This window comes from Mesoterricola sediminis (genome assembly GCF_030295425.1).
Classification (GTDB): domain Bacteria; phylum Acidobacteriota; class Holophagae; order Holophagales; family Holophagaceae; genus Mesoterricola; species Mesoterricola sediminis.
Window position 1 is genome coordinate 1,937,545 of record NZ_AP027081.1, and the last position, 21,930, is coordinate 1,959,474.

Below are 21,930 nucleotides of genomic sequence, written 5' to 3' on the forward strand. Positions count from 1 at the left end.
GAGGCTACGGCTCCTGGACTACGACAGGGTCTTCTTCGAAGGCGGTACCGTGCGTTTTCCCGCCTGCGAGGACCGCCTGAACCGCAAACCCGCCAGCAGCCTCACGTTCATCGGGTCCGAACCGCTCCGACCACCCCCCGACACCCCCCCGACCACCCCCCGACCGGGGGCCGCGAAGTGGTCCGCCCCACCCCGCGAAGTCACCGTCGTAGCCAAAGCCGCGAGGGCCTCGGCGTCAATCAGACCCAGGCGCCGCGCCCGGCCCTCGGCGTCCTCCCCCTGGTAGAGCAGCTCGTACAGGAACGTCTGGCCCTGGCGGCCCTTGTGCGCCACCACGAACTCCATCTCCTGCAGCCGGGCCAGGTGGATCTTCATCTGGGTGTCCCCCCAGCCGCAGGCCTCCCGCGCCTGCCGGCGGGTGAACTGGAAGTCCGCCTGGGCCACGCCCTGGCGCTCGCACTCCGCCTGCACCCAGGCATGGAGCAGGGTCAGCAGCTTGCGGGTCTGTGGCAGCAGCTCGTCCACGGTCCGGTAGAACACCTCCTGGGCCAGGTCGTTGGCCAGCGCGATGTCGTCCTTGGTGACCTCGATGTAGCGCAGGCCGTCCCGCACCTTCACCTCCCGCTGGAACTGGTGCAGCAGGGCGATGGACCGGATCAGGGTCAGGTACTTCACGTGGTCGCGCCGGCTCCGGGTCTGGTCGTCCCGGAAACTCAGCTGGTCGGCGTAGGGGTTCACCACCGCCAGCGGCTGCAGCAGGCGCTGGGCGTTGCGGTGCAGCTTCTGCAGCCGCTCCCGCTCGGGCTTGGCGATCAGCCCTTCCAGCGTCTCCCGCCGCCGCTGCAGGGCGTGGATGGCCCGGGTCTGCTCCCGGCTCTCGTTCACCGTCAGCACCAGACAGCGGTTCAGCAGTTCCTCGTCCAGGTCGATCGCCGTGGTGGTCAGGCACAGCATCACTGGGCCTTCCACGGTGTAGTCGTGGGTCGTGAGCATCCCCGTTTGGGGGTCCTTGCCGGTGGAAGCCATGGTGACCCGGCCTTCGGACTGGAGCAGCTTCAGGGCATAGGCGGCCTGTTTGGCGCCCTCCTCCTCGGCGATGGCGAGGATCTTGTGCCTTAGCGCCCGGTCGCCCATGTAGAACAGGCTCTGCCCGGACATGGCCGAATAGCGCACCACGTCCTCCTCGGGCATCAGGTCCAGCATGGCGTCCATCAGGCTGGACTTGCCGGCGGCGCTGGCCGACTGGATCAGCAGGGCCAGGGGCCGGTCCAGCAGCCGCGAGACGGCGGCCAGGTAGCCGGTGAGCTTGTTGGGCTCCTCCCCGACGATCCCCATCCGCTCGAAGTGCCGGAGGACGAGCTGGGTCAGGTCCGGCGCCTTGAGCAGTTCCAGGGCCTCCACGTGCTCCTCCCGGCTGAGCTCGGGCTTCTTCTCCTTCTCCGCCAGGGCCTCGGCCAACTGGTCGGCCTGGACCTCCTCGACCTTGCGCAGGATCTTCCCCAGGTCCTGCTTCAGCCGGTCCTCGGCCTCGGACAGCTCCAGGCTGGCTTGGCGGATGAACGCCACCCGGGCCTTGGCCTGGTAGAGGTCCAGGGTGTCCACAAAGAAGTGCTCACCCCGGGTCACCATCAGGTTCACCTTCAGGGTCTCGGGGTTCAGCGGCTTCTCCCAGCCGCGGACCCGGTACTGGCGGTCCTCCAGGGTCAGCAGCAGGTCCTTGCCCTGGGCCTCGGCCGGAACCTCGCCGCTGGGCGCCGGCGGCACCGGCGACGCCGGCAGCGCCACCGCGTCCAGCGACACAGCCGGGGCCGGTTCGGCGGCTAAAGGAGGAAGCACCGGGGACTCCGGTTCCGCCGGGGCGGGTTCGGGAGCCTGGTGGCTGGTTTCTTCCGGCGCGACCAGCACCGGCTCCGGCCGCGCCGGCGCCTTCCCCTGGCCCAGCCATTCCGCGCTCCGGATCGCCAGGCCCAGGCTTTTGGCGGCCGGAGCCACTTTCAGGGCGTACTCGTTGGCGTCCATGCCCTTCGGGAACTGGATCCGGTAGCAGGCGATCCCGTGCGCCATCAGCTTGGCGGCGAGCTTCTCCGCGGCGCGGTCCCCGGCCTCGTCCCGGTCGTAGGCGATCAGCACCCGCTCCGTCCCGTAGCGCTGGAACGCGGCCAGGTGGTCCGGGGTGAACCCCTCCACCCCGTAGGCCGCGGTGACATTGCGATACCCGGCGCACCAGAACGTCAGCGCGTCGATCAGCGCCTCGCACAGGATGATCTCCTTGCTCTCGGCCAGCGCCGCCACGTTCCACACGCCCTTGTGCGGCCCCGGCAGGTACATGTGATAGGGCGTGCCCTTGCGCAGGTTGTCCAGGAGCTTGCGGCCGTAGACCTCGGTGACGTTGCCGGCCTCGTCCAGGATCGGGATCACCAGGCTGCCGTTGAAATGCTCGTGGCCAGACTCCCGGTAGATGCCGAGCTTCGCCAGCTGGCCGCGGATCCTGCCGCCCTCCTTCCAGGCCTTGCCCGGGAGGCCATAGCTCAGCGTCCGGTTCGCGTAGCCCAGCTGGAACCTCGTCACCGCCTCCGGATGCGCGATCCCGCGGGTCTTGAGGTAGTCCAGGGCCTCGGCGCTGCGCTTGAGGGTGTCGTGGTAGTAGCCGATCACCTGCCGCAGCAGGGCCTGGTCGTCGGCGTCGAAAGCCACGGCTGGCGGTAGCTTGCGCAGGGCGCTCGAGGCCACCGGGCCCGACGCCGGGGCGCCCGGGGCGAGGTCCGCCCGCAGCTGCTCCACCGCATGCCGGAAGCTGATGCCCTGGAGCTTCATCACCCAGTCGATCGGACCGCCGCCGGTCCCGCAGCCAAAGCAGTGGAACAGGTTCTTGGCGGGTGTCACCACCAGCGAGGCCTCGCCGTCGGCATGGAAAGGGCACTTGCCGAGCCGGTCCTTGCCGTTCCGGGTCAGCTCGATCCCGGCCGCCTCCACCAGCCGCTCCACCGAAACCTCGGCCTTCAACCGCTCCAGCTCGGCATCGGCAATACGGGCCATGAAATCCTCCGTCCGCGAAAAACCTGTCAAGTGCTTTTTGAAAAAATGTCCACGTTGCAGACTACCCGCATTACGAGTATCGTCAAGCCTGCCCCGAAAGGAGTCCCTACGCTCATGGCTGGAGTCATTCAGAACAGGACGACCGTGAACAGCCACGAGCAGCAGTTCTTCAAAGCCATGGGCGCGCGCATCGCCCAGGCCCGGAAAAAGCGGGGCCTGACCCAGCAGCAGATGGCCGACCAGCTCGGCATCGCCCAGCAGACCTACGCGCACTACGAGGTGGGCGACGTGCGCATCCCGACCTTCGCGCTGCCCGCCCTGGGCGCACTGCTCGGCATGACCCCGAACGAACTGCTGGGCCAGACCACCAACCCCCGAAAGGCCAAACCCGGCCCCATTTCCAAGCTCGATCAGCAATTCGAACGCATCCGCCAGCTCCCCCGCGCCCGCCAGCAGGTCCTCATGGACATGCTCGACGGCGTCCTGGCCCAGGCGGTCCACTGATCCTGCCGGTTCGCTCGTCGTTTTTTCTTTAGCAGCTAAAAGCCAAGCAGCCCCCACCTGGACGCTGGGGGTTGGGGGCCGCTTCTTCTGTACGTACCAAGGAAACGGCGCGCCGGCAGCGGCCTTCCTGCTGCGGGGTTCGGCTCGGAGCCCTCTCCCGCAGGCCATCCCGGGGCCCCTCCCCGAATCGATCCTGCTGCGTCCGTCCCGGCCCATCACCCCCTCGCGGCCTGGGGGGATGGGCCGGGCGCGAGCGCTACGCCGCGTCTGGGCGGTCCCTGACGGGCCGGGTGGGTCGGCGCCTTCCACGGGCGCCCTCGCTGCCAGGGGCGTGCTGCAGCGCAGCGGAGGCGCGGCCCTGGCCGAGGGCGAGCCGGCCGGCGCGACCGAGCATCAGCGCCAGGCCGCTAATGCCCAACCCCTGCGTCGGGTGTTCGCCCAAACGGAGCCGATGAGCCAGCCGCGGCGGGAGACATAGCGAACCGTTATGTCTAGGCAGGCGGCGGGAGTTCGATGAAGCGCTCGGCGGCGTAGCCGACGAGGGGTTCAGCAGAACCATTTTTGATAATCATGATTATCGAAAATGCGCCGCCTGCCGACCGCCGCGGCTGGCGGCGATGACTGCTGCCACGGCGAACTGGAGGGACCCGTTGGGCTCTCGGCGTTGCCGCCGTCTCGGCCGCCGCTTACCCTCTGCACGACCGGATGGGACGCGCTGCGTCACGGGCGCCCTGCAGCAAAGGGCGTGACGCAGCGCAGCGACAACGGAGCGGAGCGGAGGCGCGGCCGTTGCCCAGGGCGAGCCGGCCGGCGCCCGAGAAGGATGTAATCACAAAAAAAATCCAGAACAAACATAATAATCAGCGAGCCAAAGAACATATTCCAAAACCCACCAGGTAAATGACAAAAGCAACGCGAGTTATAAATAGAGCAATGCGCAGGGCCGGGACGTGCAATTCTGTTTTTCCAGAGCTTGGAATAAAATAGGTGAATGGATTCAAATATGACAATAAATATGGCAAAAGGCCATTTTTATTTTTTGAAGAAACGATAGCGGCTAGACACTCTATTAAAGAAAAAGAAAAAAAAGCAACTTCAAGCCATCGACAACTCGTCAATTTACACACCAAATCCATACTAATACCATGGCTATATATCATATCATTTCAAAATTACTAAAAAATTGAAAACAGAATGCAGAACGCATGAAATCCAAATTTTGCCAGAATACAAGTACACCAATGACAAACAAATTCCCAAAAAGAACGCCATCACAATATTTCCGCTGGAGACATGAGCCATGGCAAATATAATTGATCCACCCAAGCAATAAAATATTTTTCCATTGAATAAGCCCAGAAACATGCGCCTGAAATACAACTCCTCAACAATCGGCCCAATTAGCATAGAAATCAAAAACCCCGATAAAACAAATATTTTCGGAATCTCCGCGCTATCAACAATCCGGCCTTCTATAAAATCCGTTAACGGTTTTGAATTCGCTAGACAGGGCCATTGGGGGGCCGCCCATCTTGAAAGCAGGTATAATGCCAATACGGCCCCAGCGGCAGAAATTAAAGATCTTCCGAATGTGCCTTTTGGCACACCATACATTCCTTTGTGGGCCATCCAAAAAACTAGTGCCAGAACCAAATAAAACACAACGGGATAGCATAAATACCACAATAAATATCGCTGAGACCGAAAGGCAATGCCAAATGAGCCAAAAAGAATGACCAAAGCTGGCTGCAGGAAACAAGGCAACAACCAAAGCAATATCCGCCTAGAGCCAAATGTATACATACCCCCCCCAAAAAAAGGAACATCAGTCAGGTTTGGAATCTGGCAAAGAGTCCTTTTCAGCAGCACGTGTAGCCTTTGCATTATTACTGGCACTACTCGTGGAAACACCAATTGCAGAGAAAACCATTTCTTTCATCTTTTCGACAAGAGTTTTCCCGGTTGAAGCCGCAACGCCTAATTGTTTTTTACCGGACTCAGCAATCGCCCTATCCGCCTTCTCTTCTTCGTCATTATTGCCAGAATCCTGATGCCGCTCGGCTTCTCTCGCTTCAGCTCGTAAGGCATCACCCTTCTTTAAGCCTTTTGTACCCTCGACGACAAACTCAACACCTGCCTTTGCGGCAGCTGTTCTCGGCATTTTGGAACTAAAAATGCTGCCCAAGACCGCCTTGAAAGCCTTTGCGATTTTGCTTCCAATTCCGTTCCCCTTACCTGCTTGTGACAAATATCAAAGATCTGGAGAAGTAACCGGGGGCACTAGAGAAGGAGGATGCGGAGGTGGAGGAGGCGGACGAAGTTGCCATCCAGGACGCTTCAATTCTTTCTGGATATTATATTTTTTACCGCATAGCTTGAACTGAAACCCACGAACGATAAATAAACTCATTGATGAACGGATTTCAATCCCATGTGCTTTAAACCAAACATATAAAGGGTCGTCCTCCTTTGCAAGCCATTTCCCTTCGATCCAATCGGGGAGCCGATATTGCATGATAGCAGTTGGATCCTTTCTGATCTCATTTAACTGAGAACGAGAAAACATTGCATAGACCTTCTCTATGCCAACTGAAGCGCTTGACGGTGATGCCGCATCAACACTGCCTTCAAATTCTCTACGGTCACCGCCCAAGGCAAATGAATAAGCCACAAAGGCAACAAGGCAAGCAGTTACCCAACGCATCTTAAAATCTCCAATCGTATTTCACATTGGCGTCATTGAAGATTTCAGTCGGTTTACCTGGGTACCTGTATGCAAGAATCCCCTGATCCCCAACTCGCCAAACGTTCCCGTGATAACCAGGATCAACCTTATAGCCATACAGGCTTTGCCCATGGGTTGCCTTGTATCTCATGTTGGCAACTCCCAACAAATCGTTGCCTGATAGCCCCGTGCCTGAAGCCTTCGGATGGGTATGGAATCCTGCAACCAGGGTCGCTCCCTTCGGGATGCCCTTGAGAGCATCCTTGGAGAAGATCTCTACCGTTGCTTGACCGTCCTTTGACTCTTTGGCAGTAATTCCTCTCTGGATCGTACCGTAATGGAATTTGCCCTCAGAGGAATATATCTGGGCTCCGTACTCCCGTTCGCTCACGTCTTTGTGGTCAGCTACGATTTGATCCCTGAGCCCCTTGACCGCATCTTCAAACTTGGTGAACCCGGTCGTATTGTTCTCTTTTGTTTGCGACGCCTCTTTCTTTTTTGCCACACTGGCTTCTAGATCAGTATTTTCACCACCCACGACCGTGGCGGAAGTCGCGCTTGGTGATGTTCCATCTGTATTTATTTCAGTATTTCCCGATGGCATCTTTGGGGTCTCCCCGGCCAACAGTCCAGTGGGATCAATGCCAGTAACAGGATTATTACGGACGTAAGAGTATATATTCCAGCTCTGTGTCAGCTCAAAATGCTGGTCCCGCGCCGGGTCGGGACTGGCGAAACGTCCATACATGGGCAGGTAGAATCGCGCCTGCATGTAGATCAGCCCCGAGATATCGGTCTGCTCGTGGTTGGTATACCCCTTGGCCGTCTTGTAGGCCATGGAGCTTTCCAGCAGTTCACCGAACGGCATGAACTTCTGCCGTCCCTCCAAGGCACCGGTCGGTCCGGTCACCACCCGCGGACTCCCCAAGTGGTCCACCTGTGTCACATGCAAGCCATTCGCATCGAACTCCCCAGCCTCCCGGGTTCCAAGGTAGAGGATATCTCGTTCCCACGTCCACGGGCCCCCAGGGACCCGCTCGTACTGACAGACAAGCTGCCTTGCATCGTTGTAGATCTGGAGGCGGGACTTCTGAAGCACAGTTCCTTGGTATTCATGAATAAGGGTTCGCAGGCCATCTGCTCTGTATTGGTAGACCTCCGCGTAATTTCTCCCTGGCTGCTCCATCACGACCACGCGGGCCAGCGCGTCATAGGTCAAGGAGATGGACCGCCCTGAAGCGCCCGGTGCTTCGAAAACCTGCGTGAGGTTCCCCTGGAAATCATAGCTCGCGCCCGTGTCCGCCCCGTTGGTGCCCGTTGCCGGCAACCGATTGGACTGGAACAGGGCGGGATCGTCCGGAGAGAACGAAACGTTGATCAAATTCGAAGGCACCGTTCCGGGACTGGTCGTCTGAGACAAAATCCGGTTCCCGAAACCATCGTAGTCAAAGGATTGGTGCTGCTCGCCGTAGGTCTGACTGCGGATGACGGCGGCGGTCAGTCGATCCAGCTCGTCGTAGCCGAAGGTATCGGAAACGCCAAGCTGAAGGTCGCGCACCTCTTTGATCCTCCCGATTCCGTCATACCCGTACTCCCAACTCTCGAGGGACGTGTTCGATGCGCCGAAATGCTTGATGGATGCGAATCTCGCCTGGTCCGCGTCATAGGTGAAACGAGAGTAGGCCCCATTGCCATAGTCAATGCCCGTAGGCTGGCCGCTGACCGCGTCATAGTTCGGCGCGGGCATGGAGGCAACGATGGTCGAGCCTCTCAACAGGATGTTCGGAAGACCCAGGACCGTATGGTAGCTTTGGGTCCATCCTGAATGGCTGGTCGTGCCGGAAGTCCGGTTCCCGTATCCATCATGGCCGAACGTCTGAGTGAAGGATTCACCGCCCACCGTCGTCACCAGGGATTCCAGGCGGCCCGTACCCGTGTTGTAGCCATAGGTCGTGAGGATGTCACCATCGGTGCTGGCCAGAAGCTTGCCGCGTCCACCGGCGGGATCGTAGGTGAAGGTCTGGCTATTGACGCCGCTGCCATCAAACCTCAAAGCCGTAGGCCGGCCCAGGTCGTCATAATCGGTCACGACAGAACGGCCGTTGTAGCTGGTCGCGCGTGGTTTCCCCATCAGGGTCCAGGAGGCGTACGTCGTGACGCCACTTTCGGGCTGGGACAGGCTGGCCAACCATCCAAGGGCATTGTAGGCCCAGGTCCTGACCTGCGTATGACCCCTGAGGTCCGACTGCTGAACCACGGAGATCCTGTTCGAGGCATCGTACCCGTACCGCGTCTGCTGCCCCTTGGCGTCGATGACGGCCTTGAGCCGGCCCTCCGAGTCGTACTGGAACCGGGTCGTTTGGGTATCCCCTACCGTGACCTGTTTCTGGAACCCATCCCCGACAGGGTACGACGTGACGGTCTTGATCCCCACGGGCGTGAGGGCCTTGATCACCCGGCCACGAGCGTCCAGGGAGACGCCAGAACCCGGGTAGAGCCGCGGGAGCGTGGTGGTCACGGTCGTTTCCGGTGTCGTTTGCCACTGAAGGCACTCGCGGGTTCCCGTCTCCGGATCTGCTGGCCCCCATTTCTTGCATACCGAGGTACCAGGGATGGTGACCGTCTGCACAACCTCGAGGACGAGGTTCGGTATCATCCATCGCGCCTCGTCGTCAGCTCCCATTCCAGACAACCAGACGGATTCTCCTGTCTGGCGCCCCATGATGTCCCTGCCGTAGACCTTGTGGGAATAATCTCCTCCCACGGTTCGGCGCCGTTCCAGGATCAGTTCGCCAAACCCATTGAAACGGTATTCGGTCCACTGGTCGCCACGGGTCACCTGGACGCCGCGGTGGTCAGAATCCGAATAGGTGATGGTCATGCCCACATCCCCGCCTGGCGGCAGAATGCTGGCGAGGCGTCCGGCGCTGTCCCAATCGATCGTCGTCTTCCGCTGATCAGGGTCGTACTGCCCCGTAGGCCGTCCAATTTCATCCTGGTCCTGCCGATACGTCAGCGTGCTCGTTCCGGAGGGCTTGACCGTGATGCTGTTGATGAATCCGTTGCTGTCATAGCCATACGCGCTTACACCCACGCGGTTGCCCGAGGCGGAATCCTGGTCGCTGGACAGGAAGGCTTTGTTTAATTTATAGCCATCCAGGCCCGACTCGCCGGCGTGTTCAAGGGTCGTGGTCACCCCTAGGGTGGCAGGATCACCGGACACCTGGCTGAGGAGGGTATTCAAGGTCTGGTGATACGTACGGGTGATTGGAGCCGGTCCGCCTGTGGCCACACTCAACCCTGTATTGTCCTGCGACCGGGCCTGCGACTCAGAGGTGACACGGCCAAAAAGCCATTCGCCCACGAGGTTGCTGAACGCCTTGGTCGTAAGCGTTTCTGTGCCCATCGTCGCCCCCGGGGAAGCGTAGGATCGTCCGTTTTGGGCCAACCCGAGGAGGTCGAAATCCAGCGTGAATGATGGAGAAATGGCGGTCGTCCGGTGACTAAGCGTCCAGGCGTACTGGCTGGGGCTCCAGCCATCCATTTCTTCGGTGACGAGGGTTCGCGAATCCCTGTCCCAGGTGCGTGTCCGGGTCGGGTATGGGGTGGAGTACCGATCTGCGGTTCCCGAGACATCAGGGGTGGACCTTAATTCCAACCGATCCTTGAGGACAACCTTGTAGGCCGAGGTTCCACTGGGGCTTGTCGTCGCCAAATCGCTGGCCCACGCTGCGCCAGGCTCGTAAAAGCGCACTTCCCGTTCGATATGCTTCAAGTAACCGAGCGTCCGCATGTAGGCACCGGCCGCGGTTCCGCCGCTGGTGTCAGGTTCCACGAAGCGGTGCACAACCACTTGTCCATCCGGCTGTGTGATGGCCGTGTGAAAACTCGTCGATACCCAGTATTCACTGCCTGGCGCGTCACACGAGGCCGCATCAGTGCCCCAGTTCATTTGGGGCACCGTGCGGTCGTGAACCGTCTTTCGGGTGACACCATCTGCGGTGTCGGCGATTTCAGTGACGCCGTAGGCGAAGGAGGGACGCTTGCGAGACCCCGGCAGGGGGCCCCAGGCGTTGGGTTCATAATTCGGCTGGTATTTATAGGGCTTCCACGTCAGGGATACCTCTCGCGTCGGATAGGTGACGCGGTAAAGGACTGTCGGCTGTACCGTAAAGCTGTCCCAAGTGACGGGAACGCCCTTGGTGTACCAGAAGGCAATAGACTCCTGAGTTTCTTCCTGAACCACGCTCACCGGTTGTAAATTGGCGATTTCTGAGCCCCAGGAGTCGTCCTTCATCGGCCATCCGTTCACGGCCAGAGAGAGAGAACTGGTCGGCCCCCCGATGGAGGCTCCTGTGAGCGTTCCGCCGTTCTGGGTGGTGGCAACGTCCAGATGATAGGTGGAAACGGGTTTGCTCAGACCTTGGTAACTGACCACGATCCGCTTGGGAGGATTCATAGAAAAATCAGACCGACCCAGCAGCGGCATGGAAGGTGTCGGAAGATTGCCGGGCTGAGCCTGAACTCGGATTTTTACCGCGTTGTTGGTGCTCCAAGTCGCGGTGTATCCAACCCCATCCGGATCATAAGTAAATCCGATGGATTCACCAAAACGGTTCATCATTCGTGTAATTACATAGTGCCCACCAATGAGGGGCGTTCTTGAAGAATAGGTGATGTATGGAACATATTTTGATATGTATTTATGGCTTGTATATGAGAATTCGTAAGCCAGATCACCTGCAACCACAAGAATTCGCCTAGGCATACGCTGTTGGCCGATCAGGGATCCCGTCAAACTCTCATCTGACCATGTCTGGACCTCATCGGTCCCGAAAATATTGTTGCCAGGATTAGCCAACCCGATAATCAAATGTCCGCTTGATCCGATCCGAATGAAAAGGCCACCATTATTGTCAGCCTGACCCGACATGCGGGAAATGTCTCCCGCGACTCCGAATCGCGTCAAGAGTGATCTGGCCTCTGCTGGCCCCATCCCAGAGGGGACTTCACCATGCATGGTCCCCCCACCCCCCCCTGGCAGTGAATAATTACTCAATGTCGTACCGCCACCAGGCATGGATAGGTCAAACGTTCCTGGAGAGAAACTGGCCGAGCCAGAGGCACGTTCATAAAGCGTGTCCACGCTGTTGGTAAGATAGAGCGGCGTTTCACCGAGGTAGGAAGTGATATTGCGCTCCAAGGTGCTGCTGATGCTCACCTGAGGCGATAGCCGCATCGACAGAAGAGGTCTGAACCGAAGTCCCCTTTCACCAATTCCTGGCCCAAAAGGTACTTCCATGCTTACCGCACCGGATGCGGCATCCACCTGGATGCCTGCCGCAAAGGTCGCAGGCCCTTTTGTTCGATCGAATTTCACCTCCGAAAAGCTGGATTGGTAGGTTTGGGCACCCAAGGGCCCTGCAACGAGCAGGGCAATTGGAACGATCATTCGAGCAACGACTAGCCAGCGCGAGAAGACGTTTGGAACCATGACAATGCCTCTGGGCGAAGGGCTGGAATGGGCTTTACCTCAAGATGAGGTATATGGCTCGCCCGCAGGGTGATAACCCTGCGAGAGGAACCGGCCTGATGTTATGAAATAAGCTAATGGTACAGATGATCACCCACTATGGCATGGGCCCAAATATCCGCAAAGCAGGAAATTGAAGGAGGATGTATTTTAAGTGCCACAATGGGTTAGAAGCGTAGATGTTCATATGTTTCTTGAACTTGGTTTGGATCCAACATCCTAGAAATGCGATCTTGTCACCTAATTTGAACGTTGACTTTAAAATAGACATATAAAAATGTTCTGCTTATATTGGGCGAGAATTTCTCTCGGTTCAGCATCTGATCTAGGCGATCCGGCGTGGAAGACCCCTCATCAGTAGGAACAAGCTGAAGGGTTTATCACAACCCAGATCAGAGTTCGGCTAACCCTGGCGCTTGGGTGGCGGGTTTGGTGCAGGAGGAGATCGAAGCCTGGGGTTCCATGCGGGGCGTTGTCGTCGCTCAAAGGTCGCGACGCGTTGAGCGCAGGCAGCCCCCAGGGCGCGGGAGGGCTGCGGCTGCCCACGACCCCTTCCGGAAGGCGGCGAGCCTGTTCGCCGCGGCCTTGCAGGGCCCGCCATCTCAAGCGGCCCAGGCCTGCCGCGCCGGAGCGTTACAATGTCACAACCGGCCGAAGGTGTGACGAAGGACCGAACAGGCATCGGTAAGATGGCGTTGCAGGCGGTGCGTGTCCATGCAAAGGTGCGCCCGCATTGAATTTCAGACGATCCGGTCCTGAGCCGGGGGAGCCTCCATGTCCTTTCTCGTCCACCTGCTGGCCCATAATCCCCTCCTCCTCCTCTTCGCGGTCGTCGCCCTGGGGTACCCGATCTCCAAGATCAAGATCGCCGGGGCCTCCTTCGGCATCGCGAGCATCCTCTTCGCGGGCATCGCGCTGGGCGCGCTCGTGGTGACCCCGGACCTGGATCCGGCCCTCAAGAAGGACGTCTCCCGCGAGATGAAGCTCATCTACGAGCTCGGCCTGGCCGTGTTCGTCTACGCCATGGGCCTCGCCATCGCCCACAGCTTCTGGGCCTCCTTCAGCAAGGAGGGCATCAAGAAGAACCTCACCGTGGCGGCCGTGATGCTCACCGGAACCGTCCTGGTGATCGGCCTCTCGCGGCTGCTCCACTTCGACGGGCGCTACGCCGCGGGCCTCCTGGCCGGCACCTTCACGAACATGCCGGCCCTCGCCGGCGTCATCGAGGCCGTGAAGCGCACCACGTCCGACACCATGGCCATCGCGCAGCCCACCGTGGCCAGCGCCATTGCCTATCCCATCGGCGTGCTGGTGCCCATGCTGAGCATCCCCCTCAGCCGCCGCCTGTTCAAGGTCGACGTCCAGAAGGAGGCCGAGGGCCTCCGCGGCTACAACGCGGGCTGCTCCCGGCTCCTGGCGCGCACCATCGAGGTGACCGAGCGCGGGGAAGGGAAGACCCACGTGGACCTGCGGGAGCAGGCCAACTGCAAGGTCGTGTTCAACCGCCTGAAGCGGAACGACCACTTCATCATGGCGCCCCTGGACCTGGCCCTGCGCAGCGGCGACCTCCTCGTCATCGTCGGCGCCCCCGAGGACATCGACCGCGCCATCGCCTTCCTCGGCCGGGACGCGGACGTGGCCCTCCAGCACGACATCAGCGAATACGATTCCACCCGCGTGTTCGTGAGCAACCACGACATGATCGGCCGGCCCCTGCGCGACCTTCAGCTGCCGGAACGCCACAACTGCATGATCAGCCGCCTCCGCCGCGGGGACGTGTGGTCCGTGCCCGACGCCGACACCGTCCTCGAGCTGGGGGACCGCATCCGCGTCATGACCGCCCGCGACAACATCCCCGCCGTGGAGGAGCTCTTCGGGGACAGCTACCGCGAGCTCTCCGAGGCCAGCTTCCTCACCTTCGCCATGGGCCTGGCCCTGGGCCTCGCAGTCGGGCAGATCCCCTTCCCCCTGGGCCACGGCATCGTCTTCAAGCTCGGCTTCGCCGGAGGTCCGCTCGTGGTGGGCCTCATCCTCGGGCGCTTCCACCGGCTCGGCCACTTCATCTGGAACATCCCCTACAGCGCCAACCACACCGTCCGGCAGTTCGGCCTGGTGCTCTTCGCGGCGGGCATCGGCGTCATCTCCGGCGAGGGGTTCCGGCAGATTCTCTCCCGCAACCTCGCCTGGCTCCCCATCTTCCTCGGTGGGGCGTTCATCGTGGCCACCGTGGCGGACGCCCTGGCCTACTGGATCGGCCACAAGCTCTTCCGCATCCCCCTCAACGTCCTCTTCGGGATCGTCGCCGGCACCCACACCCAGCCCGTCGTGCTGGGCTACGCCACCCAGCAGTCCCGCAATGATCTGCCCAACGTGGGCTTCGCCGCGGTCTACCCCCTGGCCACGATCCTGAAGATCGTTCTGGCCCAGGCCCTGCTGGTCCTCGCGGGCTGATCGGGAGTACCCTGGGGTCCTGGCACGAAAGGAGGGACCCATGCGCATCCTCGCTGTGGCGGTGCTCGCTCTGGGGCTGCAGCTCCAGGCCGGGAGCCTGGACGAATTCCTGAACAACCTGAACGTGCGGGCGCAGGCGGACCGGAATGGGTTCGCCATGCAGGTCGCCAGCCAGTTCCATGTGGGGGACGCGGCGGTGCGGCTGGTCCTGGGCGACGTGCGCGAGCCGGCCGATGCCTTCATGGTCTTCCAGATGGCCGAGATGACGGGCCGCCCCCACCGGGAGGTCCTGGACGTGTACCGCAGCCGCCGTGGCAAGGGCTGGGGCGAGCTGGCCAAGGAACTGGGCATCAAGCCCGGCTCCGCCGCCTTCCACCGCCTGAAGAACGGCGACTTCCGGCTCTCCGGCGAAGCCGGCGCCCCCGATGACCGCCCGGGCCGCGGCCGCGGCAAGGGCCACGGCAAGGGGCACGGTCGCGACTGACCCCGGATCTCCGGACGCCGGTCCCGAAGCCCTCGCCACCGCCTCCGCGTCTGGCTTTTCGCCAGCTCCGGCGGCGCCCCCGGGGCCCGCGCGCCCCAGGAACCGGCGCTAACCCAACCCGAGCAACCCGAGCAGCGCCTTCCAGGTCTCCCCATCGGGCGGCAGGAGGCCCACGGGGCCCTCCAGGAGGCCCCGCAGGCGCTGGTCGCGGCGGCCCATGGGCAGGGTTCCCAGGCGCTCGGCGGGGACCCAGGCGAAGCCCTGGGGGGCCGCCAGCTCCGGGGCCCGCACGAGGAGGGGGCGGACGCGCTCGCGGCGGTGGGTGTAGACCTGGGTCCAGCCGGGCAGGAGGGTGGCCTCCCAGCCCATCGGCGGCGTGGGCGACGGGCCGTCCCCGGCCGCGATGGGCGCGGCGGGCCAGCTCCACAGACCGGCGAGGAGGCCCCGGGCCGCGGGAGGGCGCAGCAGCCAGGCGTCGCCGTGGCGGATGGCCGCCAGGACCAGGTCCACCTCGGTGACCTTGGCCTTGGGCTGGGCGGGGGGAATGACGGCCTGGAGGCCCAGGCGCCGGGCCTCGCAGGCCTCCGCCAGGGGGCAGGCGCCACAGCGGGCGGCTGGGACGCACACGGTGGCGCCCAGTTCCATGAGGGCCTGGGTCATGCGGGAGGGGCCGTGGGCCTCCAGGGCGGGGATGAGCCAGGCGCGGAGCTCAGCGGCCAGCCGACGCGGGTCCTCCCGGAGTCCAAGCAGACGAGCGGTGACGCGGAAGGCGTTGCCGTCCAGGGCCGGCGCGGGGAGCTGGAAGGCCTGGGCGGCCACGGCGGCGGCGGTGTAGGGGCCGAGGCCCGGGAGGGCCTGGAGCCCCGCCAGGTCGCGGGGAAAACCGCCCTCGGCCACGGCGCGGGCCGCCGCCTGGAGGTTGCGGGCGCGGCGGTAGTAGCCGAGGCCGGCCCAGAGGGCGTGCACCGCCTCCTCGGAGGCGCCGGCCAGGGCCTGGGCGTCCGGGAACCGCGCCATCCAGCGCTCGAAGTACGGGATCACCGTGGCCACCTGCGTCTGCTGGAGCATGAGCTCCGAAACCAGCACGGCGTAGGGATCGGGATGGGGCGCGTCCAGGTCGCCGGCGCGCCAGGGCAGGGGCCGCCGCACCGCGTCGAACCAGGGCGCGAGAGGAGCTAACAGGCTGGCGGCTGAGGGTTCCATGGCGTCCATCCTGATAAAAAAACAGCGCTCCGAAGAGCGCTGTTCCGACTGGTGCCCGCGAGCAGACTCGAACTGCTACGGCTTGTGGCCACCACCCCCTCAAGATGGCGTGTCTACCAATTTCACCACGCGGGCCGGAAATTCAAGCTTGCCACAGCTTGAGCCGGGCGTCAATCCTCACTTTTTGGCGGGATCGACCGGCGCGGGAACGGCGGGGACCGGAACCGGGGCCGGAGCGGCCTTGGTGGCCGGCGCCTTGGAGGAGGTGCGGTCCAGGACGGAGCGGTTCTGGCGCACGATCAGCACCTCGATGACAAGGCAGACGACCATGAAGATGCCTGCCAGCCAGTAGGTGAACTTGGCGAGGAAAGGCGCGGCGCCGCGGGCGCCGAACGCGGAGTTGGCTCCCCCGCCGCCGAAGGTCGCGCCCAGGCCGCCGCCCTTGGATCCGGGCTGGAGGAGGATCACGCCGATGAGCAGCAGGCTCACGATCACATAGAGGGTCAGGAGGAATCCGTTCATGCAAGCTCCGAACCCCCAATCCTATCAGGAACCGGGCGCGGGGTCACGCTCCAGCCAACGGCGGATGGTGTCATCTCCAACACCCAGCTTCGCCAGGTGCTCCGTGGCCATCTTGAGGCTCTGGCCCTCGTCCCGGCAGATGAGGAGGCGCCGCTTCCAGGCCTCGGTGGCGCGCTCCCGCAGCCCGGCCTCGCCGGCGGCCATCCGCTTCTCGAGCAGGAAGCCGAGGTTGTTGGCGGCCTTGCGGTGCATGGGGAAGAGCGCGAGGGAGCGCTCGTAGGCCTCGGTGGCCTCCACGTTGCGGCCGGCCACTTCCAGGGCCACCCCCCGGGCGTTCCACACGTCCGGATCCTCCGGCGCCAGTTCCATGGCGCGGGCCACCATCTGGAGCTGGTCCTCGCCGCGTCCGAGGGCGCGGTAGCACTCGGAGAGGCCCAGGAAGGCGCTGTACTCGCCCGGGTCGGCCTGGAGCGCGGCCTGGAAATCGGCCACGGCCTCGTCGTGGCTGGCCAGGTGGAGGTGGGCGTACCCGCACTGCACCCGCAGATCCGCGGCGCCGGGACGGCGCTTGAGGGCCTCGCCGTAGCAGGTCAGGGCCTCGTCCCAGCGGGAGGCGGCCCGGGCCATGTCGCCCAGGGCGGCCCAGGGCTCGGCGGAGGCCGGCGACGTCTCGGTGGCCAGGGAGAAGTACGAGGTGGCGCCTTCCGCGTCGCCCAGGTCGCGGCGGAGCTCGCCCAGCATGGCGTAGGCCTCGCCGAGCACTTCCGGGGGCGCGGTCATGGAGGTGAGCTGGTGCAGCTCGCCCTGGGCCAGCTCGAGGTGCCCCTGCTCGGAGAACAGTTCCGCGAGGATGAAGTAGCTGGCGGGCTCGCGGGGCGTGATGGAGCGGGCGCGGTGGATGCACCGCATGCCCTCCTCCAGCTCCCCGCGCTTGAGGAGCAGTTCGCCGAGGCTGTGCCAGCCCCAGAAGTACTCGCGCTCCTGCTCGAGGGCCGCGAGGAACTGCGTCTCCGCCGTCTTCAGGTCGCCCAGGTCCATGCAGGTCAGGCCCAGGAGGCGCAGGGTGCGGGGATCCCGGGGCTGGAGGGTGAGGGCCTTGAGGAGCCAGGCCTTGCCCTCCTGCGGATTCTCCTGCTGGATGCACAGGAGCCCCAGGAGCTCGAGGGTCTTGGCGTCCGCGCCGTCCGCGGCCAGGGCCTGGCGCAGCAGCCTCTCCGCGTCCTCCATGCGCTGCTGGAGGATGCGGACGAAGCCCATGTTGCGCATCACCGCGGCGTCGCGGGGCCGTTCGGTGCAGAGGACGGCCAGTTCCTTGTAGAGGGCCTCGAGGTCGGCGGGGGTGCCGTGGTCGCCCTGGGCCATGACCCGTTCGAACCACAGGTCGCCGTCCGTCCTTTCGAGGGCGAGGGCGCGGTCCAGGACCTCCTGGGCGTCCTCGTGGACGCTCCTGAAGTTCAGGGCGCGGCCGTAGTGCAGGCTTGCGGATATCGACTTGCCTTCTTCCTGACGCAGCTCGTGGATTTCAGGGTCCAGCAGCCGGAGCCATTGACGGGGCATTTGGAACCTCCAGCGGTATCACCCCAGCTTACCTCCCAGGGTCCGGGCGATGCCATCGCAAAGAAGCCGGGCCATGGCCTCCCGGGTCTCCCGGGTGGCGCTGCCGAGGTGGGGGAGGAGGACCGTGCGCGGGGCCTTCAGCCACCCCGTGTTGATGGCCGGCTCCCCCTCGTAGACGTCCAGCCCCACGCCTCCGAGGCGGCCCTGGTGCAGCAACTGGATGGCGGCCTCCTCGTCCAGGATGCCGCCCCGGGCGGTGTTGAGGATGAAGGCGCCCTCCGGGAGCCGCAGGAGCATGGGCATCGTGAGGAGGCCCCGGGTCTCGGGCGTCAGGGGGCAGTGGAGGGAGAGCACGGCGCTCTGGGGCAGCAGGTCGGCCAGGGGCAGGCGCCGCGCGAGGCCGGCCCCGAAATCCACGGGGGTCCCCTTGTTCTCGCGGTCCCAGAACACCGGGCGCATGCCCAGGGCCCAGGCGCGGCGGGCGAAGGCCTTGCCGGTCGGGCCGCCTCCCAGGATGCCGCAGGTCTTGCCGGCCAGGGAGGTCCCCAGGAGCTGGTCCGGAGCCCAGCCCTTCCAACCGCCGGACCGGGCCAGGAGCTCCCCCTCCCGCACGCGGCGGGTGAGGGAGAGCAGGAGGGTCAGGGCCAGGTCCGCGGTGGCGTCGGCCAGGACCCCCGGGGTGTTCACCACCTCGATGCCCCGGCGGCGGCAGGCCTCCACCGGGAGGTGGTTCACGGCCACGGAGAAGGTGCCCACGGCCTTCAGCCTGGGCGCGAGGTCCAGGTCCGCCTCGGTCAGGGGCTCGGAGAGGAGGAGGACCAGGGCCTCGGCGTGGGCGAGGCTCATCTTCCACGCGATGGAGCGGAAGGGGGCGATGGTCAGCTCGGGGAACCGGGCGCCGAGCTCCTGCAGCGCGTTGCCCACGAGGGGGGAGGTGGCCAGGATCCGGGTGTTCATCGCTGGAGGGCCTTGAGGGCGAGGCGGAGGGCCTGGGGCAGGGGGGCCTTCTCGGCCGCGAGTTCCTTCACCACGGGCCGCACGACCTCGTCCTTGAAGCCCAGGTTGGTGAGGGCGGAGAGGAGGTCGGATTCCCAGGCGTCCTTCGGGCCGGCGGCCTCGCCGAGCCCGTCCAGGCCCACGATGCCGCCCAGCTTCTCCGACAGTTCGAAGCAGAGCTTCTCCGCGGTCTTCTTGCCCACCCCGGGGATGCGGGTCAGGGCCTTGACGTCCCGCCCGCGCACGGCCTGGACGAGGTCCGCCAGGGGCAGGGCCCCCAGGGCGGCCAGGGCCAGCTTGGGGCCGACGCCCTCCACCTTCACGAGGAGCCGGTAGAACTGGCGCTCCTCCCGGGTGGCGAAGCCCAGCAGGCTCAGGTCGTTCTCCCGCAGCAGGGTCTCCACGTGGAGCACCGCCTCCTGGCCCTCCTCGGGCAGCAGGCCGTACGTGCCCAGGGAGATGGCGCAGACGTAGCCCACGCCGCCGCATTCCACCAGGGCCGAGCCGGTGGTCTTCTGGATGAGCAGTCCTCTCAGGCGTCCGATCATGCCCCTAGGATAGCCCAAGGGAAGTAGGATCTAGGGGGAGGGGGTTGCATGAGGATCCTGATCGTGGGTTCGGGGGGACGGGAGCACGCCATGGCGCTCAGGCTCGTCTCGGGGGACAGGCCCGTCGAGCTGTTCGCCGCGCCGGGGAGCGACGCCATCGCGGCGCTCGGGACCTGCCTGCCCTTCGGGGCCGAGGACGTGGCGGGCATCGCCGCCTGGTGCGGGGAGCACCGGCCCGGCCTTGTCGTCGTCGGGCCCGAGGCGCCCCTGGTGGCGGGCCTGGCCGACGCCGTCCGGGCCCTGGGGATTCCCGTCTTCGGGCACGACGCCGCCACGGCCCGCCTGGAGGGGAGCAAGGCCTTCGCCAAGGCCTTCATGGAAGCCCACCGCATCCCCTGCGCCCGCAGCCTGACCTTCTCCGAGCCCGGGCCCGCCCGCGCCGCCGTGGAGGCCTGGGAATGGGGCCTCCCCATCGTCCTGAAGGCCGACGGCCTCGCCGCGGGCAAGGGCGTCGTCCTCGCCGCCTCCCGGGAGGAGGCCCTGGCCACCCTCGACGCCTTCATGGCGGGCCAGTTCGGCGACGCCTCCCGCACCGTCGTGCTTGAGGAGCCCCTCACGGGCATGGAGCTCAGCCTCCACGTCCTGGTGGACGCGGGCCCGGACCGGGCCGCCTACGCGATGCTGCCGCCCTGCCAGGACCACAAGCGCATCGGCGACGGGGACCAGGGCCCCAACACGGGCGGCATGGGGGCCTTCGGGCCGATCCCGTTCCTGGCCCCGGAGGACCTGGAGCGCATGCGCGCGGAGCTGGTGGAGCCCACCGTCCGCGGCCTGCGGGCCGAGGGCCTCGCCGGGCGCGGCGTGCTCTTCCTCGGGGTGATGTGGACCCCCGCGGGGCCGAAGCTCCTGGAATACAACGTGCGGTTCGGCGATCCCGAGACCCAGGTGCTCATGCAGCTCCTGGACGAGGACCTGGCGGGCCTCCTCCTGGAGGTCGCCGAGGGAAGGCTGGAGGGCCGGGCCCTCCGCCTGCGGCCGGGCTGCGCGATCTCCGTGGTCCTCGCCGCCGAGGGCTATCCCGGCACGCCCCGCAAGGGGGTGCCCATCGACCTGGGCGCGCCGGAGGGCGTGACGGTCATCCACGCCGGCACCCGCCGCACCCCCCAGGGGTGGGTGACGGATGGCGGACGGGTGCTCAATCTGGCCACCACCGCACCGGATCTGGCCGCCGCCCGGGCCCGAATCGCCGCCGCCCTCGCCGAGGTCCGATGGCCCGGCATGCAGGTCCGGTCGGACATCGGCCTCCGGGCCCTGAACCACGCCCAGGCCGGGCGCACGGTGGCCGACCCCTTCCGCTGAACCGTCCCGGGGCCGGACGGGGCATACTGGGGGCATCCCCGGAGCCGCCCATGATCCGCCTCGCCCTCCTGCTCCTCGCCGGCGCCCTGGCCTTCGCCCAGGCCCCCTTCGGCCTCGTCGTCCACGGCGGGGCCGGGAGCGTCACCGCCCAGCGCTACCCCCCGCCGGCGGACAAGCCCTACCGCGACGGGCTCGAGCGGGCCCTGGCCGCGGGCTACGCCATCCTGGAGAAGGGCGGCAGCGCCGTGGACGCGGTGGAGGCCGCGGTGCGGGTGCTCGAGGAGGATCCCCACTTCAACGCCGGCATCGGCGCCACCGTCACCCGCGCGGGCACCCACGAGCTGGACGCCGCCATCATGGACGGGGCCACCCTCAAGGCCGGCGCGGTGGCGGGCCTCCAGCACGTGAAGAGCCCCATCGGGCTGGCCCGCCTCGTCATGGACCGCACGCCCCATGTGCTCCTGATCGGGGAGGGGGCCGAGGCCTTCGCCCGGAGCCAGGGCCTGGAGCCGGTGCCCAACACCTTCTTCCGCACGCCGGCGCAGTGGGAGGCCTACCAGAAGGCCCACAAGCCCGTGACCCGGGACACCGTGGGGGCCGTGGCCCTGGACCGGAAGGGGAACCTGGCCGCGGCCACCTCCACCGGCGGGATGCTGGACAAGCTGCCGGGACGGGTGGGGGACGCGCCGCTCATCGGGGCCGGCACCTACGCCGACAACCGCACCTGCGCCGTCTCCTGCACGGGCTGGGGGGAGTTCTTCATCCGCGCCGCCGTGGCCCACGATGTGTCGGCCCGCATGGAGTACAAGGGCGACGCCCTCGCCAAGGCCGCGGCGGACGCCCTGGACAAGGCGACCCGCATGGGCGGCCCGGGCGGCCTCATCGCCCTGGACGCCCAGGGGCATTACACCCTCCCCTTCACGACCCCCGGCATGTTCCGGGCGGTGCGCCTGAGCACCGGCGTGCACGAGGTGAAGCTGTTCGGGGGGGCGTGAGCGGGCCGGCTCCGGGC

Annotated in this window: 15 protein-coding genes and 1 tRNA gene; 5 read left to right on the forward strand and 11 right to left on the reverse strand. The window is 64.8% G+C overall.

Annotated elements, in window-relative coordinates:
• Positions 1-18 precede the first annotated feature (18 nt).
• Complete coding sequence (locus R2J75_RS08580; RefSeq protein ID WP_243346740.1) at positions 19-3,036, reverse strand: CHC2 zinc finger domain-containing protein; 3,018 nt, start codon at positions 3,034-3,036, stop codon at positions 19-21.
• A 114-nt stretch (positions 3,037-3,150) separates the two neighbouring features.
• Here R2J75_RS08580 and R2J75_RS08585 point away from each other — a divergent pair, with 114 nt between their 5' ends.
• Positions 3,151-3,540, forward strand: a complete 390-nt coding sequence (locus R2J75_RS08585; protein WP_243346741.1) for a helix-turn-helix domain-containing protein — start codon at positions 3,151-3,153, stop codon at positions 3,538-3,540.
• A 1,161-nt stretch (positions 3,541-4,701) separates the two neighbouring features.
• Here the strand turns inward: R2J75_RS08585 and R2J75_RS08590 are convergent.
• The 4 genes from R2J75_RS08590 to R2J75_RS08605 form a co-directional block, all read right to left on the reverse strand.
• Complete coding sequence (locus R2J75_RS08590) at positions 4,702-5,409, reverse strand: CPBP family intramembrane glutamic endopeptidase (RefSeq protein WP_243346743.1); 708 nt, start codon at positions 5,407-5,409, stop codon at positions 4,702-4,704.
• The gene (locus R2J75_RS08595) at positions 5,366-5,725 is read right to left on the reverse strand and encodes a hypothetical protein (protein ID WP_243346745.1); all 360 of its coding nucleotides are present in this window, start codon (positions 5,723-5,725) and stop codon (positions 5,366-5,368) included. The genes R2J75_RS08590 and R2J75_RS08595 overlap by 44 nt, the downstream gene beginning before the upstream one ends.
• A 66-nt stretch (positions 5,726-5,791) precedes the next feature.
• The gene (locus R2J75_RS08600) at positions 5,792-6,244 is read right to left on the reverse strand and encodes a hypothetical protein (RefSeq protein ID WP_316411496.1); all 453 of its coding nucleotides are present in this window, start codon (positions 6,242-6,244) and stop codon (positions 5,792-5,794) included.
• A 1-nt stretch (position 6,245) separates the two neighbouring features.
• On the reverse strand, positions 6,246-11,759 hold the full coding sequence (locus R2J75_RS08605) for an RHS repeat domain-containing protein (RefSeq protein WP_316411497.1): 5,514 nt from the start codon (positions 11,757-11,759) through the stop codon (positions 6,246-6,248).
• An 813-nt stretch (positions 11,760-12,572) separates the two neighbouring features.
• Here R2J75_RS08605 and R2J75_RS08610 point away from each other — a divergent pair.
• Both R2J75_RS08610 and R2J75_RS08615 read left to right on the forward strand, forming a co-directional pair.
• Entirely contained in the window at positions 12,573-14,249 is a 1,677-nt protein-coding gene (locus R2J75_RS08610; protein WP_316411498.1) for an aspartate:alanine exchanger family transporter, read from the forward strand.
• A 40-nt stretch (positions 14,250-14,289) separates the two neighbouring features.
• Positions 14,290-14,733 carry a hypothetical protein gene (locus R2J75_RS08615; RefSeq protein WP_316411499.1) on the forward strand — a complete coding sequence of 148 codons (444 nt, stop codon included), beginning with the start codon at positions 14,290-14,292 and terminating at the stop codon, positions 14,731-14,733.
• Positions 14,734-14,841: 108 nt separating this feature from the next.
• Here R2J75_RS08615 and R2J75_RS08620 read toward each other — a convergent pair whose 3' ends face one another.
• The 6 genes from R2J75_RS08620 to ruvA form a co-directional block, all read right to left on the reverse strand.
• On the reverse strand, positions 14,842-15,936 hold the full coding sequence (locus R2J75_RS08620; protein ID WP_316411500.1) for an A/G-specific adenine glycosylase: 1,095 nt from the start codon (positions 15,934-15,936) through the stop codon (positions 14,842-14,844).
• A gap of 49 nt (positions 15,937-15,985) precedes the next feature.
• A tRNA-Leu gene (locus R2J75_RS08625) sits at positions 15,986-16,071 on the reverse strand.
• A 42-nt stretch (positions 16,072-16,113) separates the two neighbouring features.
• Positions 16,114-16,458: a preprotein translocase subunit SecG gene (secG, locus tag R2J75_RS08630; RefSeq protein WP_243333733.1), complete on the reverse strand. Its 345-nt coding sequence runs from the start codon at positions 16,456-16,458 to the stop codon at positions 16,114-16,116.
• A gap of 24 nt (positions 16,459-16,482) precedes the next feature.
• Positions 16,483-18,015, reverse strand: a complete 1,533-nt coding sequence (locus tag R2J75_RS08635) for a tetratricopeptide repeat protein (RefSeq protein WP_316411501.1) — start codon at positions 18,013-18,015, stop codon at positions 16,483-16,485.
• An 18-nt stretch (positions 18,016-18,033) separates the two neighbouring features.
• Positions 18,034-18,972 carry an NAD(P)-dependent oxidoreductase gene (locus R2J75_RS08640; RefSeq protein ID WP_243333738.1) on the reverse strand — a complete coding sequence of 313 codons (939 nt, stop codon included), beginning with the start codon at positions 18,970-18,972 and terminating at the stop codon, positions 18,034-18,036.
• Entirely contained in the window at positions 18,969-19,559 is a 591-nt protein-coding gene (ruvA, locus tag R2J75_RS08645) for a Holliday junction branch migration protein RuvA (protein ID WP_243333739.1), read from the reverse strand. Before ruvA ends, R2J75_RS08640 begins: the two co-directional genes overlap by 4 nt.
• A gap of 48 nt (positions 19,560-19,607) precedes the next feature.
• Between ruvA and purD the strand changes: the two genes are divergently transcribed.
• Positions 19,608-20,918 (forward strand): phosphoribosylamine--glycine ligase, encoded by a 1,311-nt coding sequence (gene purD / locus R2J75_RS08650; RefSeq protein WP_243333741.1) that lies wholly within the window; start codon positions 19,608-19,610, stop codon positions 20,916-20,918.
• Between the two features lie 50 nt (positions 20,919-20,968).
• Positions 20,969-21,913: an isoaspartyl peptidase/L-asparaginase family protein gene (locus R2J75_RS08655; RefSeq protein WP_243333743.1), complete on the forward strand. Its 945-nt coding sequence runs from the start codon at positions 20,969-20,971 to the stop codon at positions 21,911-21,913.
• Positions 21,914-21,930 lie beyond the last annotated feature (17 nt).

Coding starts and splice junctions, on each gene's coding strand:
- R2J75_RS08580 (WP_243346740.1), bottom strand. CDS start 3,036: ATGGCCCGTATTGCCGATGCCGAGCTGGAGCGGTTGAAGGCCGAGGTT.
- R2J75_RS08585 (WP_243346741.1), top strand. CDS start 3,151: ATGGCTGGAGTCATTCAGAACAGGACGACCGTGAACAGCCACGAGCAG.
- R2J75_RS08600 (WP_316411496.1), bottom strand. CDS start 6,244: ATGCGTTGGGTAACTGCTTGCCTTGTTGCCTTTGTGGCTTATTCATTT.
- R2J75_RS08605 (WP_316411497.1), bottom strand. CDS start 11,759: ATGGTTCCAAACGTCTTCTCGCGCTGGCTAGTCGTTGCTCGAATGATC.
- R2J75_RS08610 (WP_316411498.1), top strand. CDS start 12,573: ATGTCCTTTCTCGTCCACCTGCTGGCCCATAATCCCCTCCTCCTCCTC.
- R2J75_RS08615 (WP_316411499.1), top strand. CDS start 14,290: ATGCGCATCCTCGCTGTGGCGGTGCTCGCTCTGGGGCTGCAGCTCCAG.
- R2J75_RS08620 (WP_316411500.1), bottom strand. CDS start 15,936: ATGGAACCCTCAGCCGCCAGCCTGTTAGCTCCTCTCGCGCCCTGGTTC.
- secG (WP_243333733.1), bottom strand. CDS start 16,458: ATGAACGGATTCCTCCTGACCCTCTATGTGATCGTGAGCCTGCTGCTC.
- R2J75_RS08635 (WP_316411501.1), bottom strand. CDS start 18,015: ATGCCCCGTCAATGGCTCCGGCTGCTGGACCCTGAAATCCACGAGCTG.
- R2J75_RS08640 (WP_243333738.1), bottom strand. CDS start 18,972: ATGAACACCCGGATCCTGGCCACCTCCCCCCTCGTGGGCAACGCGCTG.
- ruvA (WP_243333739.1), bottom strand. CDS start 19,559: ATGATCGGACGCCTGAGAGGACTGCTCATCCAGAAGACCACCGGCTCG.
- purD (WP_243333741.1), top strand. CDS start 19,608: ATGAGGATCCTGATCGTGGGTTCGGGGGGACGGGAGCACGCCATGGCG.
- R2J75_RS08655 (WP_243333743.1), top strand. CDS start 20,969: ATGATCCGCCTCGCCCTCCTGCTCCTCGCCGGCGCCCTGGCCTTCGCC.